The organism is Rhodococcus ruber NBRC 15591 (genome assembly GCF_001894945.1).
GTDB classification, from domain to species: domain Bacteria; phylum Actinomycetota; class Actinomycetes; order Mycobacteriales; family Mycobacteriaceae; genus Rhodococcus; species Rhodococcus ruber.
On the sequence record NZ_BCXE01000002.1, the window covers coordinates 15,402 to 32,436 of the forward strand.

A 17,035-nucleotide genomic window follows, 5' to 3' on the forward strand; every position below is an offset into this window, starting at 1 on the left:
GAAGGACACACCGGCGCCGAAGGCGCCTCAGAAGTACACGGCGATGCGACGGCCGTCGATCTCGTGCACGGCGATGTCCATGTCGTAGACCTTGCGCAGCACCTCGGGCCGGAGGATCTCGTCGACGTCCCCGTCGGCGACGACGGCACCGTCGCGCATCGCGACGATGCGATCGGAGTGGCACGACGCGAAGTTGATGTCGTGGATCACCAGGATCACGGTCTTGCCCATCTCGTGGGCCATCCGTCGCAGCAGCTGCATCATGTGCTGCGAGTGCTTCATGTCCAGGTTGTTCAGCGGTTCGTCGAGCAGCACGTAGTCGGTGTCCTGCGCGAGCACCATCGCGACGAACGCCCGCTGCCGCTGCCCGCCGGAGAGCTGGTCGAGGAAGCGGTGCTCGAACCCGCCCAGGCCGGTGTACTCGATGGCGCGGTCGACCGCGTCGTGGCAGGACGCCGACAGCCGGCCCTTCGAATGCGGGAAGCGCCCGAACTCGACGAGTTCACGCACCGACAACCGCACCGCGGTGGTGTTGTCCTGGCGCAGCACCGACAGTTTCTTCGCCAGCGCGTCCGAGGGGGTGGCCCGCAGGTCGAGCCCGTCGATGCTGACCGATCCGGCGTCGGAGTCGAGCAGCCGCGCGACGATGGTCAGCAGTGTCGACTTGCCGGCGCCGTTGGCACCGATGATCGACGTGAGCCCGCCGCGCGGGACGTCGATATCGACGGGCCCGAGCACGGTGGTGCCGGCGTAGTTCTTGGCGAGATCCCGGACGGTGATCACAGGCGTGCACCCCTCACGAGCAGGGAGATGAAGTAGATGCCGCCGACGAAGTTGACGACGACGATGAGGCTCGAGTTGTAGTCGAGCAGCCGGGCGAGGACGAACTGCCCGCCGACCAGCGCGACGATCGCGACGAGCGTCGCGGCGGGCACCGTCCAGCGGTGCCGGAACGTGCCGACGAGTTCCCGGGCCAGGTTGGCCACCAACAGCCCGAGGAACGTGATGGGCCCGACGAGCGCGGTGGACACCGAGACCAGCACCGCGACGACGATCAGCGCGCGAGTGACGACGCGCCGATGGTCGACGCCGAGGCCGACCGCGTGCTCGCGGCCCAGCGCGACGACGTCGAGCTGACGCAGCAGCGGCACCGAGAACGCCGTCGCCGCGACGACGAGCAGGGCCGACACGGCGAGCAGGTCGACCTGCACGTTGTTGAAGCTGGCGAACAGCACGTCCTGCAGGGTCATGAAGTCGTTGGGGTCGATCAGCCGTGACACCAGCGACGACAGCCCCCCGAACAGGGCGCCGAGCACGATACCCACGAGCACCAGCACGTACAGGTCGCGGGATCCGCGGTCGAAGAGCCATCGGAACAGCACGAGCGCGAAGGCGACCATGGCGAGCACCTCGACCCCGAACTTCAGGCGCGGATCCAGTGTCGCGAGGGCGCTCGCGCCGAACAGGAACACCACGAGGGTCTGCAGCAGCATGAACAGGCTGTCGAAGCCCATCACGCCCGGGGTGAGGATGCGGTTGTTGGTGACGGTCTGGAAGATCACCGCGGCGAAGGCGGTGGCGTAGCCGACGAGCACCATCGACAGCACCTGCCGGCTGCGGATCTTCATGGCGAAGTCCCACGAGCCGGTGACGAAGAGGAACAGGTAGGCGCACACCGCCAGTGCGGCGACGACGCCGAGCACGACGAGCACGCGGGCAGGGTTCCGGCGACGGGTCGCGGGGGGTGCGGCGAGGACCTGGCTCATCGCGCACCTCGCCGGGTGCGCAGGATCAGCGCGATGAACACGACGGCGCCGACGACGCTCGCGACGGTGCCGACCGGGATCTCGTACGGGTAGCGGATGACACGGCCGACGACGTCGCAGGCGAGCACGAATCCGGCGCCGGCGAGCGCGGTGATCGGCAGGACGCGGCGCAGGTTGTCGCCGAGCGCCATGGTGACCAGGTTGGGCACGACGAGGCCGAGGAACGGGATGGCGCCGACGACGACGGTGACGACGGCGGTGGTGACGGCGACGACGACCATCCCGATGTTGATCACCAGCTGGTACGGGACGCCGAGGTTCTTCGCGAAGCCCTCGCCGAGGCCGGCCACGGTGAAGCGGTCGGCGTACAGATAGGCGACGGCCATGACGGCGACGACGACCCAGATGATCTCGTAGCGGCCGCGCAGGATGCCGGAGAAGTCGCCGCTGGTCCACGTGTTCAGGGCCTGCATCAGTTCGAGCCGGTAGGCGAAGAACGTGGTGACGGCCATGACGACGCCGCCGAACATGAGGCCGACGAGCGGCACGACGATCATGTCGGTGAACCGGACACGGCGCAGCAGCCGCAGGAACAGGAAGGTGCCGACGAGGGAGAAGGCGACGGCGACGAGCATCTTGCCGAGCACGGACTGGCCGCCGAGGAACAGGGTCGCGACGAGGATGCCGAGCAGGGCCCATTCGACGGTGCCGGCGGTGTCCGGCGCCACGAACCGGTTGCGGGTCAGGTGCTGCATGATCAGGCCGGACACGCTCAGGGCGGCGCCGGCGAGCAGGATCGCGATCAGTCGGGGCACGCGCGAGACGAAGAACACCTCGAGGGTCGCGGTGTCGCCGCGCAGCAGGTCTGCGGGCGTGACGTCGGCGACGCCGACGAACAGGGACGCGAAGGCGGCGACGGCGAGCAGCACGGCGCCCAGCAGGACGGGACGCAGACGCACGGCCGGGCCGGCGGCCGCACGCGGGGTGCGGTCGCCGGCCCTGCCGGTCGTTACCGGGGCGCTCACGGGCGGGAGGAGGTCATGCCGCCGCGGCCGTGCCGACGGCCTGCCCGACGACGTCGATCTGGGACTGGACGGAGCTCAGCGCGCTCGGCGCCATGTACCAGGTGTACAGGTCGAGGTAGGTGATCCGGCCTTCCTTCGCGGCCGTGGTGCCGCCGACGAGGGGGTTGTCGAGGACTCGGGACGCGTTGGGGCCGGTGGTGTCGCCGAGGGGTGCCTCGCGGTCCTGGACGAACATCATGTCGGGATCGGCCTGGGCGATGTACTCGAAGGACACGGCGTCCCCGTGGGCGACGTCGTCGGCGAAGGTCTCCGACACGGGCTTGACGCCGAGGTCGTGGATGATGCCGTACCGGGAGCCGGGTCCGTACGCGGTGACCTCGGCGGCCTCGACGCGCGCGATGAGCCCGCGCAGATTCGCCTGTGCGGCCGCCGCGGACACGGCGTCGAACGACTCCTCGATGCCGGCGAACTTCTTCTCGAACGCGTCCTCGGCTCCGAAGATGGTGGCGAGGTTGCGGTTCTGCGTCTCGACGCTGTTCAGGAAGTCCTTGGAGTCGACGGAGAGGTCGACGGTCGGGGCGATCTCGCTGAGCGCGTCGTAGCTGGTGGCCGACCGGGCGGCGACGATGATGAGGTCGGGCTCGAGGGCGTTGACGGCCTCGAAGTCGGGCTCGAACAGCGATCCGACCTTGGCGACGTCGTCGCCCCGGTAGCGTGCGAACGATTCGGGCCAGTTCGTGAGGGCGGGGACGCCGACGGCATCGGGCAGGTCGAGGTCGATCATGGACTGCAGGACGCTCTGGTCGAAGACCACGACCCGTTCGGGATCGACGGGCACCTCGGTCTCGCCCTGGGCATGACTGATGACCACGGTCGCGCCGGTGTCCGCCGCGGTGTCGGAGGAGGTGTCGGAGGAGCAGGCGGAAAGCCCGAGCGAGGCGGCCGCGATTAACGCGACGGCGGCGGACAACCGGATACGCATGGGCAATCTCCTTGAAAATTGAACTTCCGGGGTAGGCGAAGCCGCTCGTGCGGTCCCGCCGCCACCCCGAACTCAGCGAAGCGTTGCCTAACTTAGCATGCCTTTACTTACCGTTGGCAAGAGTCGTGTCTCCACACGGACGAGCGCGCCGCCACTACGGTCGGATCATGACCTCAACCACGTTCTCCGCCTGGGTCGCGCGCGAGCACGACGGCGCGATCGACTTCGCCCCCGAGACCGTCGACGAGACGATGCTGCCCGACGACGGCATCACCGTCCGCGTCCTGCACTCGAGCGTCAACTACAAGGACGCCCTCGCCGTCGTCCCGCGCGGCGGCGTGGTCCGCAACTACCCGATCATTCCCGGCATCGACCTCGCCGGTGAGGTCGTCACCTCGGATCACCCCGACTTCGCGCCGGGCGACCGGGTCCTCGCGCACGGCTACGAGATCGGCACCGGCCGCCACGGCGGCTACGCCGAGTACGCCCGCGTCCCCGCCGACCAGCTCGTCCGGCTCGGCGAGCTCTCCACGGCCGACGCCGCCGCCATCGGCACCGCCGGCTTCACCGCGGCGCTCAGCGTGCAGGCGCTGCTGCGGCACGGCCTGACCCCGGACGACGGACCCATCGTCGTCACCGGCGCCTCCGGCGGCGTGGGCACCGTCAGCGTCGACCTGCTCGCCGCCGCCGGATTCGAGGTGGTCGCCTCGACCGGCAAGCCCGAAGCCCACGACCTGCTCACCGAGCTGGGCGCCGCCTCTGTGATCGGGCGGCTGCCCGAGGACCCCGACGCGAAGCCGCGACCGCTCGGCAACGCGCACTGGGCGGGGGCCGTGGACTGCGTCGGCGGCGCGACCCTCGCCCATGTCCTCAGCACCGTGCAGTGGGGCGGCGCGGTCGCCGCGAGCGGGCTCACCGGCGGCGCCGCCTTGCAGACCACGGTGATGCCGTTCATCCTGCGCAGCGTCGCGCTACTGGGAATCGACTCGGTGCAGCTGCCCATCGTCCCGCGGCGCGAGCTGTGGGAGCGCCTCGCGGGCGACCTGCGTCCCCGGCACCTGGCCGACATCATGCGCCGCATCCCCGCCCGGGAGCTGGTGTCCGTGCTCGATCTCGTGCGGGCCGGCAAGTTCACCGGCCGGGCGGTGATCGAGGTCGCCGACGGATTCTGACGGCTCGTCAGAAGAGGGTGAGCTCGACCTCCTCGACCACCTTCACCGTCCGGCGCACCGCCTTCTTCGCCCGCGCGGGCGCGGGGGTCGGCTCGGGCCGCGCGGGCGCGGGGGTCGGCTCGGGCCCGGCCGGTTCGGAGACGGGCGCCTTCGGAGCGGGCGGGGCCGCCCCCAGGGCGCGTGCCGCCTCGCCCGCCAGTTTGTCGGCGAGTTCGTTGAAGTGGTTGCCGACGTGCCCGCGCACCCACCGGAACCGCACCGGCCCGGACCGCTCGGCGAGGACGCGATCGATGGCCTGGACCAGGTCGAGGTTCTTCACCGGCGCGCCCGTCGCCGTCTTCCAGCCCTTGCGCTTCCATCCGGGCAGCCACTCCGAGGCGCACTTGATGGCGTATTGCGAGTCGGATTCGATGATCATCGGTTCCGGACCGGGGTGGGCCTTCAGCGCCTCGAGCAGCGCCCGCAGCTCGGCGATCTGATTGGTGCCGGAGCGTTCCCCGCCGGCCCGGCTCGGCCCTTCGTGATTGACCCACGCCCATCCGATGGCGCCGCCCGGGTTTCGAAGGCACGAACCGTCGGTGCTCACGATGATCATGTGCCAGACCATATCCCGTGGCAGAGGCGACGTCGCGCCCGAGGCACCGACGCGCCGCGGCTGTGCAGAAATCGCGGCCCTCCTCGGCGTGTCGGCACGAGAAGCGCACACTCGGCGGGTCGCCGCCTTCGATCCGCACCTCGTCGCCCGGTACGGCGGCACGGTACGGCGGCACAGTACGGTGGACCGGTGCCCGTCCCCGCTCCACCCAGCACCGGCGCGCTCGTCGTCCGCGCCGAGCTGCCCCGGCCGGTGGACGTCGCGCTGACGTTGCAGCCGCTCCAGCGCGGCCCCTACGACCCCTGCCACCGCCGCGACGGGCACGCGGTGTGGCGCACGTCCCGGTTGGCGTCGGGGCCGGTCACCTACCGGCTCGTGCAGGACGGTCCACGTGGCGTGCGCTGCCAGGCGTGGGGTCCCGGAGCCGCGGAACTGGCGGACCGTCTTCCCACCCTGCTCGGCGCCGACGACGATCCGACCGGGTTCCGGCCCGAGCATCCGCGCCTGGCCGAGGCCCATCGACGTCTCCCGGCCCTGCGGATCCCACGCACCGGCCGCGTGCTCGAGGCGCTGGTCCCGGCGATCCTCGAACAGCGGGTGCACGCCGTCGCGGCGTTCGCGTCGTGGCGGCGGCTCGTCACCTGGTTCGGCGACGACCCTCCCGGCCCGGCACCGGAGGGGATGCGGGTGCCGCCGGCCGCCGAGACGTGGCGCCGCGTTCCGTCGTGGGAGTTCCACCGGGCGAACGTCGACCCCGGCCGGGCCCGCACCGTCGTGCGCTGCGCCCAGCTGGCCGACCGGCTCGAGCGGCTCGTCGACCTCGATCCCGTCGAGGCACAGCGCAGACTGCACTCGATCCCGGGCGTGGGGATCTGGACCGCCGCCGAGGTCGCGCAGCGCGCCTTCGGAGACGCGGACGCGCTGTCGGTGGGCGACTACCACCTCGCGAAGATCGTCGGCTGGTCGCTGCTCGGCGCGCCACTGGACGACGCCGGCATGGTGGAGTACCTGGAACCCCTTCGGCCACATCGTTACCGGGCCGTGCGGCTGATCATGGCGACCGGCGGGGCTGGGCGGGTCCCGCGGCGGGGGCCGCGCACGCCGATCACCGATCATCGTCGGCACTGAGCAGGTCCCCGCGCCGGTCGCGCCGCCGGGGCCGGAGTCGTCGGCCCGGTACCGCCGGGCTGCGCTGCCGCGGCGCCGACGGCTGACCGTCGGATTTCGGCCGCCGGACCGTACCCTGGTGGCATGTCCGACCCAGACATTTCGACCGCGCCCACGAGACTCGCGCGGCTCCCGAGCTGGCTGCTGACCCAGTCCGCGCGCCATGTGCACCGAGTGGTGTCCGGCCGGCTCGGCCTGGCCGACGCCCGCGGCTACCACTACCGCGCGCTGGCGGCGCTCGAGGAGTACGGCTCGCTGTGTCAGGCGGATCTGGGCCGACGGGCGGGGATGGACCGCAGCGACATCGTCGCCACCGTCAACGAGCTGGCCGATCGGCGGTTCGTCGATCGCAGTCCCGATCCCACCGATCGGCGCCGCAACATCATCAGCGTCACGCGCCGTGGGCGGCAACACCTGCGCACCCTCGACGACGTCCTCGTCGCGGCGCAGGACGAGGCGTTCGCGTCGCTGGACCCGGCCGAGCGGGACCAGCTCGCCGTCCTGCTCACGAAGGTGCTCGCGCACCACACCCGGCAGGCGAAGGGCTCCTCGCGGGAGCCCTCCACCTCCGACGGACTCAGAGGGAGCGGGCGATGATCTGCTTCATCACCTCGTTCGCGCCGGCGTAGATCCGCTGCACGCGGGCGTCCTCGTACATCCGGGCGATGAGGTACTCGCGCATGTAGCCGTAGCCGCCGTGCAGCTGCACGCAGCGGTCGATGACCTCGCACTGCTTGTCGGTCAGCCAGTACTTGACCATCGCGGCGTCCGCGGCGTCGAGTTCGCCCTTCAGGTGCTGCTCGATGCAGTGATCGAGGAACACCTGGCAGGTGCGGGCGATGGTTCGGCACTCCGCCAGCTCGAACGCGGTGTTCTGGAACTCGAACAGGCTGTGCCCGAACGCCTGCCGCTCCTTCGTGTAGCGCACCGTCTCCTCGACCGCGCGGTCCATCGCCCCGGCCGCCTGCGCGCCGATGATGAGCCGTTCCTGCACCAGCTGCGCCATCAGCTGCGCGAAGCCCTGCCCCTCGCTCTCGCCGAGCAGGTTCGACACCGGCACCCGCACGTCGGTGAACGACAGCTCGGAGGTGTCGGCGCCGTGCTGGCCGACCTTGTCCAGCACCCGCCCGACCGCGAAGCCGGGGCAGTCCCGCAGGTCGACGATCAGCAGGGAGACGCCCTTGGCGCCGGCCTTCGGGTCGGTCTTGACGGCGAGCACGATGACGTCGGCCGACGAACCGTTGGTGATGAAGGTCTTCGAGCCGTTGACCACGTACTCGTCGCCGTCGCGGAGCGCGGTGGTCTTGATGGCCTTGAGGTCCGACCCGGCGCCCGGCTCGGTCATGCCGATCGCGCCGAGGATCTCGCCGGTTGCCATGCCGGGCAACCAGGTTCGCTTCTGCTCCTCGCTGCCGTACTCGAGGATGTAGTGGGCGACGATGCCGCTGTGCACCGAGATGCCCAGGGCGAGGTCACCCGAGTAGCCCTGCGCCTCGAAGACCGCGAGGTCGTGCGCGAAGGTGCCGCCCCCGCCGCCGTACTCCTCCGGGATCGAGCACAGCAGCAGTCCCAGTTTGCCGGCCGCGAGCCACACCTCGCGGTCGATGCGCCGCTGGCTGTCCCACTTCTCGGCATGGGCCATGACCTCGCGCTCGAAGAAGTCGCGGGCCAGTTCCGACACGGCCTGTACCTCGTCGTCGTGCCAGGACGGCACGTGCTTCGTCACCATCGGTGTCCTTCAACCTTCCGTCCGGCGTGACCGAATGTCACATCGCGTCGATTCGATCGAACCCATGTGACATTCGGTCACCGGGTGCGCAGCTCGCGCTTGAGAAGCTTGCCGCTCTGGTTGCGCGGGAGGGTGTCCACGAACCGGACGAGCTTCGGAACCTTGAACGGCGCCAGGCGCTGCTTGACGTGGTCGATCAGCTCGTTCTCGTCGGTGTCCGCGCCGGCGCGCAGCACGACGACGGCGGTGACGGCTTCGATCCACTTCTCGTCGGGGGTGCCGATGACCGCGACCTCGGCGACGGCCTCGTGGGTGTAGAGGGCGTCCTCCACCTCCCGGGACGCGACGAGGATGCCGCCGGTGTTGATGACGTCCTTGATCCGGTCGACGACGGTGATGTAGCCCTCGGCGTCGCGCGTGACGAGATCGCCGGAGTGGAACCACCCGTCGCGGAACGCCTCCGCGGTGGCGTCCGGGTTGTCCCAGTAGCCCAGGCACAGCTGCGGCGACCGGTACAGCACCTCGCCGGGTTCGCCGTCGGGCACGTCGTTGCCGTCGGCGTCGACGACGCGGGTCTCGACGAACAGCACCGCCTTCCCGCACGACGACGGCCGGTCCGCGTGCTCCTCTGGGCGCAGAACCGTTGCCAGCGGCCCGATCTCGGATTGACCGAAGCAGTTGTAGAACCCGAGGTCCGGGTAGCGCTCGCGGAGCCGGTTCAGCACGGTGACGGGCATGATCGACGCGCCGTACTGCGCCTTCCGCAGCGACGACAGGTCGCGGGTCTCGAGGTCGGGGTGGCTCGCCAGCGGCACCCACACCGTCGGGGCGAGGAAGAGCGAGCCGATCCGCTCGGACTCGACGAGCCGCAGGATCTCCGGGATGTCGGGGGCGGGCAGCAGCGTGACCGTGGCGCCGACGGCCAGGTACGGCAGCATGAACACGTGCATGCCGGCGGAGTGGTACAGCGGCATGCAGATCAGCGGATTGTCGTCCGCCGCCAGGTCCAGGGCGACGATCGACGAGGTGTACTCGTGCACCAGCGCCCGGTGGGGCATCATGGCGCCCTTGGGTTTCGAGGTGGTGCCGGAGGTGTAGAGCAGCTGCACGAGGTCGGCGTCGGAGACGGTCACGTCGAGTTCCGGCACGTCGCCCGTGCACGCGACGGCGAGGAGCGAGTCGTCGGCGTCGCGCAGGGGCACCACATGCTCGGCCGGGACGTCGCCGAGGACCGCGTCGAGGTTCTCGCGCAACGCGGGGTCGACGAGGACGGCGCGCGCCCCGGACTGGCCGAGCAGGTAGCTCAGTTCCTCGCCGCGCAGGGCGTAGTTGATCGGCACGTGCACGAGGCCGGCCCGGGCGGCCGCGAGGTACCCGACGACGTAGGCGTCGGAGTTGGTGCCGTACGCGGCGACGCGATCGCCCTGGTCCAGGCCCAGCGCGCGCAACCGTCCGGCCGCCCGGGTGACCGCGTCGTCGAGCTCGCGGTAGCTGAGGGTGCGGTCGCCGAACCGCAGGGCGGTGCGGTCGGGGAAGCGGACGGCGCTGCGGTGCAGCACGCCGTCGACGGTGTTCGCGCGCGGGTCGAGGCTCATGGCCGACAGGTTATAGGACGTCCAACCAATTGACCAGACCGATCGATCGATAGCGTCAGCGACCCTGCCACACCGGCCGGCGCTTCTCCACGAACGCCGTCATGCCCTCCTGGGCGTCGCAGATCATCGCGTTGGTCGCCATGGTCTCGGCCATCGCCTCGTAGGCCTGCTCCTGCGGCAGCTCGATCTGCCGGTAGAAGGCTTCCTTCCCGATCCGCACCGTCGCCGGGGACGCCGAGACGATCTTCGCGGCCAGCGCCGCGGTCTCGGATTCCAGGGCCGCCGGGTCGACGACGAAGTTGATCAGCCCCCAGTCCGCCGCCGTCGCCGCGTCGATCGTCTCGCCCGTGAGCAGCATCTGCATGGCCCGCTTGCGCCCCACGGCCCGGCTGAGCGCGACCATCGGCGTGGAACAGAACAGGCCGATCTTCACCCCCGGGGTGCCGAACACCGCGTCCGACGACGCGACCGCCAGGTCGCACGACGCCACCAGCTGGCAGCCGGCCGCGACGGCCGCCCCCTGCACCGACGCGATCACCGGCTGCGGCACCGACTGCACGGTCTGCATCATCTCGGTACAGGTGTCGAAGATGACCCGCTCGTCCTCGAGGGTCCGGCCGATCATCTCGCGCAGGTCGTGGCCCGCCGAGAACACCGGGCCCTCGGCGCGGATCACGATCACCCGGGTCGCGGACTCCGCGGACAGCGCGTGCAGCCCCATCGTGACCTCGCGCATCGCCGACGCGGACAACGGGTTTCGCTGATCGGGACGGTTCAGGGTGAGCAGGCCGATCCCGGACGCCTCGTCGACGGCGATGAGTACGGCGGCGGGCTGGTCGGTGCGCGTGTCGGTCATGCGCTCCTGCCTACACCACCGCGACGGGGGCGGCCACCCCCCGAACGTGGGTGAGCAGTCGCAGCAGCGCGGCCGCCACCTCGTCGGCGCGCTCGACGATCACCGAGTGCCCCGCCCCGTCGACCCGCACCAGTTCGGCGGCGGGCAGCCGCGCGGCGATGGCCCGCGAGTGCGCGAACGGCGTCAGCTCGTCCGCCGAGCCGCCGAGCACCAGGACCGGGATCGCAGCCAGCACGGCGAGGGCCGCCGACTCGTCGAGCACGGCGAACGCCGCCAGGAAGCGCGAGAGCGTCACGACCGACGTCTCGGTGGCCAGGGCCGTCGCCAGCGACCGTGCCCACGAGTCCGCGGCGCCGCGACGGACCACAGGACCGCACATGCGCCCGCCGACCCGCATCGATCCCTGCATCACCCGCGGCGCGCGTCGCACCGCGCGGTGCAGCACGGACACCGCCGGGTGCCGCAGATAACGGCCGAGCCCCGACTCGGCCAGGCCACTCGCCGCGGTCGCGACGAGGGCGGCACCGACGACGCGGCTGCCGATCCGCTCCGGGTACAGCCGCGCGTAGGCCATCGCCACCATGCCGCCCATCGAGTGCCCCGCCAGCACCACCGGCCCGGGGGGCACGACGGTGCGCAGGACGACGTCGAGGTCGTGGGCGAGTTGCTCGATGGTGTACGTCTCCGGCGCGCCGATCCCCGACCGGCCGTGCCCGCGCTGGTCGTAGGCGACGATGCGGACCCCCGCGCCGGCCTGCCCGGCCAGGCGCTCGCGTACCGCCGACCAGCTGCCGGTGTGCAGGCAGTGGCCGTGCACCAGCACGACGGTGACGAGCGCGTCGACGGGTCCGTGCACCCGCACCGACAGGGGCACACCGTCGTCGGCGGCGACGGTCACCCGGCGCGGATCCGGTCCAGGCATCGCGGCCTCCCAGCGGTCGATCTGCCGGGAATGTCGTCGATGCCCGAGCCGCGCGTTACGGCCGCGACCGAATCGTGACCGATGGTCAGCGCGGGGCGAGGGCCCGGATCATCTCCGTCGGGTCGCCGGCGGTGGTCATCGCGATCACGGGAGTGGTCACGCCCGCCTCGACGTACCGTTCGATGTGCTCGCGGCACGCCTCCGGCGGCCCGTGCACGACGAGCTGGTCCACCACGTGGTCAGGGATCGCAGCGAGGGCCGCCGACCGCTCCCCCTCCGCCCACAACCGCCACATACTCTCGAAATCGTCGCTGCGTCCGAGGAATTCGTGGAAGGCACGGTAGACGGGGACGTTCATGTAGGCGGCGACCATGCGACGACCGATGCTGCGGGCGGTTTCGGCGTCGAAACCGGGCAGCACGAAGATGCGGGCGACGATCTCCTTGCCCGCTCCTCCCTCGTGCACGTACGGCGCGACGGTGCGCACGTCGTCGGCCGAGAGCCAGTTGACGATCGCGCCGTCGGCCTCGCGTCCGGCGAGGCGCAACATCCCCGGGCGCAGGGCGGCGAGCAGCAGCGGCGGGGCGGGATCGGGGACGAGTCCGGCGCGGAACCCGCCGACCTCGAACGTGTCGTACTTGTGGCTGATCTTCTCGCCGGCGAGCGCGGCACGCAGGAACTGCAGGGTGTCGCGGGCTCTCTTGAACGGCTCCTCGAACGGGGTGCTGTTCCACTTCTCGACGATCACGTTGGACGAGGTGCCCACGCCGAGGACGAAACGGCCCGGGGCGGCGGCGGCGAGGGTGGCCGCGGAGATCGCCAGGGTGGCGGGACCGCGCGTGAAGACCGGCACGATCGCGGTGCCCAGCCGCAGCGTCGGGGCCCACACGCTCGCCAGCGCCAGGGGCGTGAAGGCGTCGGCCACGCTGCTCTCGGACGACCACACGTCGGTGTAGCCGAGGTCGGGCAGTTCGGCGATCAGATCTCGCTGGTCGGGCAGGGCAATGCCGTCGAGGGGGATCGTCAGGCCCCAACGGCGAGGCGTCGCATCATCGCTCATACGCCACACCTTAGGCTGCGCCGGTGCGTCCTTTGGGCTGCCAGGACCGCCCAAAGGGCACACCGGTCCGTATGCTGGCCCGTTGTGCAGGTCTCTCAGCTCTGGCGTTACCCGGTCAAGTCGTTCGGCGGCGAGCAACTGCCGTCGGCGACGATCGAGCCGGACGGACTGCGCGGCGACCACCTGTGGGCGGTGATCGACGCCGAGACCGGCGCCGTCGCGACGGCGAAGAAGGTGCGCGCCTGGTCGCGACTGCTCGAATGCCGCGCCCGGCTGCTCGACGACGCCGACCCGTCGGATCCCGCCGTCCTCGAGATCACCCTGCCCGACGGCCGGTGCACCCGCGGCGACGACCCGCGCACCCCCGCGCTGCTGTCGGAACTGACCGGGCGGGCACTGACGTTGGAGGCCCGCCCGCGCACCTACGACGAGGCGCCGCTGCACCTGCTCACGACGGCAGCCGTGGACGCGCTCGGCACGGGCGACCCCGCCGACGTCGCGCTGCGCCGCTTCCGCCCCAACGTCGTGGTCTCGGCGGACGGCACCGGGTTCGTCGAGGACGACTGGCTGGGCCGCCAGCTCGAGGTGGGGACGGCGGCGCTCGTGCCGACGCAGCGCACGGCGCGGTGCGTGATGGTGACGTTGCCGCACCAGGAGGTGCCGGCGCGGCGCGACATGCTGCGCACCGTCACCGGCCGCAACCGCGTCCCGAACCGTCCCGAGGCCAGGCCGGCACCGTGCATCGGGGTGTACGCCGATGTCGCATCGGAAGGCGTTCTCTCGCTGGGTGACTCACTGACCGTTCGCTGAAACGGATCCGGGTCGGTCAGCGGCCCGAGTCCTTCGCGGGCAGGATGCGGGTGCGGACCTCACCGAACCCGATGCGGGTGCCGTCCGGCCCGGGCGCGGTGGCGGAGATCGAGATCTCGTCACCGTCCTCGAGGAAGGTCCGGGTCTCGTCGCCGACCTGCACTGGTTCCATACCGCCCCAGGTGAGTTCGATGAACGCCCCGCGCTGGTCCTTCTCGGGACCGGAGATGGTGCCCGAGCCGAACAAGTCGCCGGTGCGGGTGGCGGCACCGTTGACGGAGGTGTGCGCGAGCATCTGCGCCGGCGACCAGTACATCTGGGCGTACGGCGGACGCGAGACGACGTGACCGTTCCACTCGACCTCGAGATCGATGTCCAGGCCCCACTTCTCGGTGCCCTTCAGGTACGGCAGCGGTTCCGGGTCCTGCACCGGGGTGTCGACGCGGGCAGCCTCGAGCGCGGCCAGCGGCACGACCCACGGGGAGATCGAGGTCGCGAACGACTTGCCGAGGTTCGGACCGAGCGGCACGTACTCCCACGCCTGGATGTCGCGGGCCGACCAGTCGTTGAGGATGACGGCCCCGAAGCAGTGGTCGGCGAACTCGTCCGGGGAGATCGACGATCCCATCGGCGACCCGACGCCGACGACGAAGCCCATCTCGGCCTCGATGTCGAGGCGGATCGAGGGGCCGAACACGGGCGCCGGATCGTTCGGGCCCTTGCGCTGTCCGCACGGACGCACGATGTCCACTCCCGACACGACCACGGTGCTCGACCGGCCGTGGTAGCCGACCGGCAGGTGCTTCCAGTTCGGCATCAGCGGCGACGGATTGTCGGGCCGGAACAGGCGCCCGAGGTTCGACGCATGGTTCTCCGAGGCGTAGAAGTCGACGTAGTCGGCGACGTCGATCGGCAGATGCAGGGTCACGTCCGCGACGGCGTGCACGGCCTCGGCGGGCACGTCCCCGGCGACGAGATCCTGCAGCGCGGCCCGCACCTCGTCCCAGCGGGCGCGGCCCTGCGCCATGAAGGCGTTGAGGGTCGGGGCGGCGAACGCGGGATCGTCGAACACGACGGACAGGTCGAGAACGGAGTCACCGACACGCACGCCGACGCGCGGCTGCGTTCCGGCCGTGGAGAACACGCCGTAGGGCAGGTTGTTCGCGCCGAAGAGCGAACCTTCCGGGATGTCGATGACGGTCATGCGAGAGATCCTTCGGTGATCGGGGACATCGTCGGCGGAGCCAGGCCGACCTCGACGAGATCGGCGAGCGGCTCCACGATGCTGCAGGTGCCGAACGAGCGGAAGCTGTTGCGCAGCTCCTCGATTCGAGCAGGCGACAGGTCGCGCAGCCGGGCGGCCAGGCCGGCGCCGTCCCGGTCGGCGAGCACCGCCGCGACGGCCGCGGTGTCCGCACCGTCGAGCACGGCGTCGACGGCGGCGAGCACGTTGAGGAATCCGTGCTGTTCGAACCCGGTGTGCGGGTCGGTGTTGCGGACCGCGTGGTGCAGGCCCGCCGTGGCCTTGAACGGGACCTTCGTGCGGACCACGGTCGAGAGGGCGTCGGCGAGTTCCCGTTCGTCGGGGTACGCCTCCGCGACCACCCCGCCCGTGCGGAACTTCGCCGCGTAACGCGATCCCACGAGTCCCTGGAGGATCTCGGCGCGGCGCTCGTCGCGCGGAACCTCCACGAACAGTGCGACTCCGGGGTACTCTGCGGCGATCAGGTCGAGGGCGACGAGCACACCGGCGGGGCTCTCCCCGGCGGGCACGGCGATCTCGAGGGCGGCCACGGTGACGCCGTCGACGTCGCGCAGGCTCTCCATTGCGGGAACGACCGCGGACGGCCCGCCCGGAACGGTCAGGCTCAGGGTGAGGTCGCCCCCGAACGGGCGCTGTCCGAGTGCCTCGAGCAACTCCGGGATCCGCGGCGCCGGGAACACGAACGTGCCCACCAGCCCGGCATGGTCGGCGATGCGGTGCGCGGCGTGGGCCGGCAGGGCGCGATCGAGCGGGGCGTTACCGGGCGGGAACAGCGCGGCGTCGTCGCACAGTTCCGTCAGCAGGGCTCCGAGAGTGCTCACTTCTGCAGCCCCCGGTTCCAGCTTCCGGCGTAGGCCGCGTCCTCGCACGCGAGCGCACCCTCACCGAGTTCGAGCGGCCGGAACGTGTCCACCATGACGGCGAGCTCGTCGAAGAAGTCGACGCCGATGCTGCGCTCGTAGGCGCCGGGCTGCGGGCCGTGGGCGTGGCCGCCGGGATGGACGGAGATCGATCCCTGGCCGATGCCGGAGCCCTTGCGGGCCTCGTAGTCTCCGCCGCAGTAGAACATGATCTCGTCGGAGTCGACGTTGGAGTGGTAGTAGGGCACCGGGATCGCCAGCGGGTGGTAGTCCACCTTGCGGGGCACGAAGTTGCAGATGACGAAGTTGTTGCCCTCGAACGCCTGGTGCGCCGGCGGCGGCTGGTGGACCCGGCCGGTGATGGGCTCGTAGTCGTGGATGCTGAAGGTGTACGGGTACAGGCAGCCGTCCCAGCCGACGACGTCGAACGGGTGGTTGGGCACGAGGTAGCGGGTGCCGACGATGCCGTGCGAGGTGCGGTGCTTGACCAGGACCTCGACGTTGCTGTCCTCGACCTGGATCAGCTCGGTCGGGCCGTGCAGGTCGCGTTCGCAGAACGGCGCGTGCTCCAGGAACTGGCCGAACCGCGACAGGAAGCGCTTCGGCGGGACGATGTGGCTGTTGGCCTCGATGACGTAGGCGCGCAGCGGCTCGTCGCCGGTGGGGATCCAGCGGTGGGTGGTGGCCATCGGCAGCAGCACGTAGTCGCCGGCCTTCGCGTCGAGCACACCGAAGACGGTCTCGACGCGGGCGGTTCCCGACTCGACGTAGACCATCTCGTCGCCGACGACGTTGCGGTAGAGCGGCGACTCCTTCGCCGACACGACGTACGACAGGCGCACGTCCGCGTTGCCCAGGATCAGCCGGCGGCCGGTGACGACGTCGGTCTCGGCCCAGACGGTCTGCGGGAACAGATCGTGCAGCTTCAGATGGCGCGGCTTGAGCGGGTGGTTCGGGGTGGTGGCCTGGTCGGGCAGCTTCCACTCGGTGGCGTCGACGATGGCCGACGGGATGTGCCGGTGGTAGAGCAGCGCCGAGTCCGAGGAGAAGCCCTCCTCGCCCATCAGCTCCTCGTAGAACAGCCCGCCGTCTTCGTTGCGGTGCTGGGTGTGGCGCTTCGGCGGGATGACGCCGAGCTGTCGGTAGAACGCCATGAGATTCAGCTCCTCGGGCTCTTCGTGGCGGATCCGCGGGAGGCCGCGGTGTTGATAAACACCTTAACTACTTTTCGG

At 70.9% G+C, this 17,035-nt stretch carries 17 protein-coding genes; 4 read left to right on the top strand and 13 right to left on the bottom strand.

All coding sequences use genetic code 11. From position 1 onward, the window contains the following. Positions 1–27: 27 nt before the first annotated feature. From RR3_RS02860 to RR3_RS02875, 4 genes are read right to left on the bottom strand one after another with little or no spacing between them, the layout of a single operon-like run. On the bottom strand, positions 28–783 hold the full coding sequence (locus RR3_RS02860) for an iron ABC transporter ATP-binding protein (RefSeq protein ID WP_010595631.1): 756 nt from the start codon (positions 781–783) through the stop codon (positions 28–30). Next, entirely contained in the window at positions 780–1,766 is a 987-nt protein-coding gene (locus tag RR3_RS02865; RefSeq protein ID WP_234420126.1) for an iron chelate uptake ABC transporter family permease subunit, read from the bottom strand. The genes RR3_RS02860 and RR3_RS02865 overlap by 4 nt, the downstream gene beginning before the upstream one ends. Next, complete coding sequence (locus RR3_RS02870; RefSeq protein ID WP_010595633.1) at positions 1,763–2,791, bottom strand: ABC transporter permease; 1,029 nt, start codon at positions 2,789–2,791, stop codon at positions 1,763–1,765. The genes RR3_RS02865 and RR3_RS02870 overlap by 4 nt, the downstream gene beginning before the upstream one ends. 13 nt (positions 2,792–2,804) lie before the next feature. Beyond that, positions 2,805–3,773, bottom strand: a complete 969-nt coding sequence (locus RR3_RS02875; RefSeq protein WP_017679691.1) for a siderophore ABC transporter substrate-binding protein — start codon at positions 3,771–3,773, stop codon at positions 2,805–2,807. Between the two features lie 167 nt (positions 3,774–3,940). On the opposite strand from RR3_RS02875, the gene RR3_RS02880 reads away from it, so the two are divergent. Beyond that, entirely contained in the window at positions 3,941–4,945 is a 1,005-nt protein-coding gene (locus tag RR3_RS02880; RefSeq protein WP_017679692.1) for an acrylyl-CoA reductase family protein, read from the top strand. Positions 4,946–4,952: 7 nt separating this feature from the next. On the opposite strand, the gene RR3_RS02885 is transcribed toward RR3_RS02880, so the two are convergent. Continuing rightward, the gene (locus RR3_RS02885) at positions 4,953–5,540 is read right to left on the bottom strand and encodes a ribonuclease H family protein (protein ID WP_043822214.1); all 588 of its coding nucleotides are present in this window, start codon (positions 5,538–5,540) and stop codon (positions 4,953–4,955) included. Positions 5,541–5,729: 189 nt separating this feature from the next. Here RR3_RS02885 and RR3_RS02890 point away from each other — a divergent pair, with 189 nt between their 5' ends. Then, positions 5,730–6,668: a DNA-3-methyladenine glycosylase family protein gene (locus RR3_RS02890; RefSeq protein WP_017679694.1), complete on the top strand. Its 939-nt coding sequence runs from the start codon at positions 5,730–5,732 to the stop codon at positions 6,666–6,668. 123 nt (positions 6,669–6,791) lie between these two features. Next, positions 6,792–7,304 carry a MarR family winged helix-turn-helix transcriptional regulator gene (locus RR3_RS02895; protein ID WP_026137526.1) on the top strand — a complete coding sequence of 171 codons (513 nt, stop codon included), beginning with the start codon at positions 6,792–6,794 and terminating at the stop codon, positions 7,302–7,304. Here the strand turns inward: RR3_RS02895 and RR3_RS02900 are convergent. From RR3_RS02900 to RR3_RS02920, 5 genes are all read right to left on the bottom strand, one after another. Continuing rightward, positions 7,285–8,436 (bottom strand): acyl-CoA dehydrogenase family protein, encoded by a 1,152-nt coding sequence (locus tag RR3_RS02900; protein ID WP_040274706.1) that lies wholly within the window; start codon positions 8,434–8,436, stop codon positions 7,285–7,287. The two genes, RR3_RS02895 and RR3_RS02900, sit on opposite strands and share 20 nt — an antisense overlap. 77 nt (positions 8,437–8,513) lie before the next feature. Further along, on the bottom strand, positions 8,514–10,031 hold the full coding sequence (locus tag RR3_RS02905) for an acyl-CoA synthetase (RefSeq protein ID WP_040274704.1): 1,518 nt from the start codon (positions 10,029–10,031) through the stop codon (positions 8,514–8,516). Positions 10,032–10,086: 55 nt separating this feature from the next. Next, positions 10,087–10,887, bottom strand: coding sequence for an enoyl-CoA hydratase (locus RR3_RS02910; protein WP_064066078.1), 801 nt, complete (start codon positions 10,885–10,887; stop codon positions 10,087–10,089). Positions 10,888–10,897: 10 nt separating this feature from the next. Then, complete coding sequence (locus RR3_RS02915) at positions 10,898–11,785, bottom strand: alpha/beta fold hydrolase (RefSeq protein ID WP_017679699.1); 888 nt, start codon at positions 11,783–11,785, stop codon at positions 10,898–10,900. A 109-nt stretch (positions 11,786–11,894) separates the two neighbouring features. After that, positions 11,895–12,869 (bottom strand): LLM class F420-dependent oxidoreductase, encoded by a 975-nt coding sequence (locus RR3_RS02920; RefSeq protein ID WP_064066079.1) that lies wholly within the window; start codon positions 12,867–12,869, stop codon positions 11,895–11,897. An 84-nt stretch (positions 12,870–12,953) separates the two neighbouring features. On the opposite strand from RR3_RS02920, the gene RR3_RS02925 reads away from it, so the two are divergent. Beyond that, positions 12,954–13,679: an MOSC domain-containing protein gene (locus RR3_RS02925; protein ID WP_010595644.1), complete on the top strand. Its 726-nt coding sequence runs from the start codon at positions 12,954–12,956 to the stop codon at positions 13,677–13,679. A 16-nt stretch (positions 13,680–13,695) separates the two neighbouring features. Here RR3_RS02925 and fahA read toward each other — a convergent pair whose 3' ends face one another. The 3 genes from fahA to RR3_RS02940 are packed head-to-tail and all read right to left on the bottom strand — an operon-like array spanning position 13,696 to position 16,957. Continuing rightward, the gene (gene fahA / locus RR3_RS02930; RefSeq protein WP_010595645.1) at positions 13,696–14,883 is read right to left on the bottom strand and encodes a fumarylacetoacetase; all 1,188 of its coding nucleotides are present in this window, start codon (positions 14,881–14,883) and stop codon (positions 13,696–13,698) included. Continuing rightward, a complete protein-coding gene (locus tag RR3_RS02935) occupies positions 14,880–15,764 on the bottom strand; it encodes a hypothetical protein (RefSeq protein ID WP_010595646.1) in 885 nt (294 codons plus the stop codon). The genes fahA and RR3_RS02935 overlap by 4 nt, the downstream gene beginning before the upstream one ends. Continuing rightward, a complete protein-coding gene (locus tag RR3_RS02940; protein ID WP_048771582.1) occupies positions 15,761–16,957 on the bottom strand; it encodes a homogentisate 1,2-dioxygenase in 1,197 nt (398 codons plus the stop codon). Before RR3_RS02940 ends, RR3_RS02935 begins: the two co-directional genes overlap by 4 nt. Positions 16,958–17,035: the final 78 nt, after the last annotated feature.

Bases quoted from the DNA above. Each gene is read 5' to 3' on its own strand.
- RR3_RS02940 (WP_048771582.1), bottom strand. From the start codon at position 16,957: ATGGCGTTCTACCGACAGCTCGGCGTCATCCCGCCGAAGCGCCACACC.
- RR3_RS02880 (WP_017679692.1), top strand. From the start codon at position 3,941: ATGACCTCAACCACGTTCTCCGCCTGGGTCGCGCGCGAGCACGACGGC.
- RR3_RS02885 (WP_043822214.1), bottom strand. From the start codon at position 5,540: ATGATCATCGTGAGCACCGACGGTTCGTGCCTTCGAAACCCGGGCGGC.
- RR3_RS02895 (WP_026137526.1), top strand. From the start codon at position 6,792: ATGTCCGACCCAGACATTTCGACCGCGCCCACGAGACTCGCGCGGCTC.
- RR3_RS02920 (WP_064066079.1), bottom strand. From the start codon at position 12,869: ATGAGCGATGATGCGACGCCTCGCCGTTGGGGCCTGACGATCCCCCTC.
- RR3_RS02900 (WP_040274706.1), bottom strand. From the start codon at position 8,436: ATGGTGACGAAGCACGTGCCGTCCTGGCACGACGACGAGGTACAGGCC.
- fahA (WP_010595645.1), bottom strand. From the start codon at position 14,883: ATGACCGTCATCGACATCCCGGAAGGTTCGCTCTTCGGCGCGAACAAC.
- RR3_RS02875 (WP_017679691.1), bottom strand. From the start codon at position 3,773: ATGCGTATCCGGTTGTCCGCCGCCGTCGCGTTAATCGCGGCCGCCTCG.
- RR3_RS02865 (WP_234420126.1), bottom strand. From the start codon at position 1,766: ATGAGCCAGGTCCTCGCCGCACCCCCCGCGACCCGTCGCCGGAACCCT.
- RR3_RS02910 (WP_064066078.1), bottom strand. From the start codon at position 10,887: ATGACCGACACGCGCACCGACCAGCCCGCCGCCGTACTCATCGCCGTC.
- RR3_RS02905 (WP_040274704.1), bottom strand. From the start codon at position 10,031: ATGAGCCTCGACCCGCGCGCGAACACCGTCGACGGCGTGCTGCACCGC.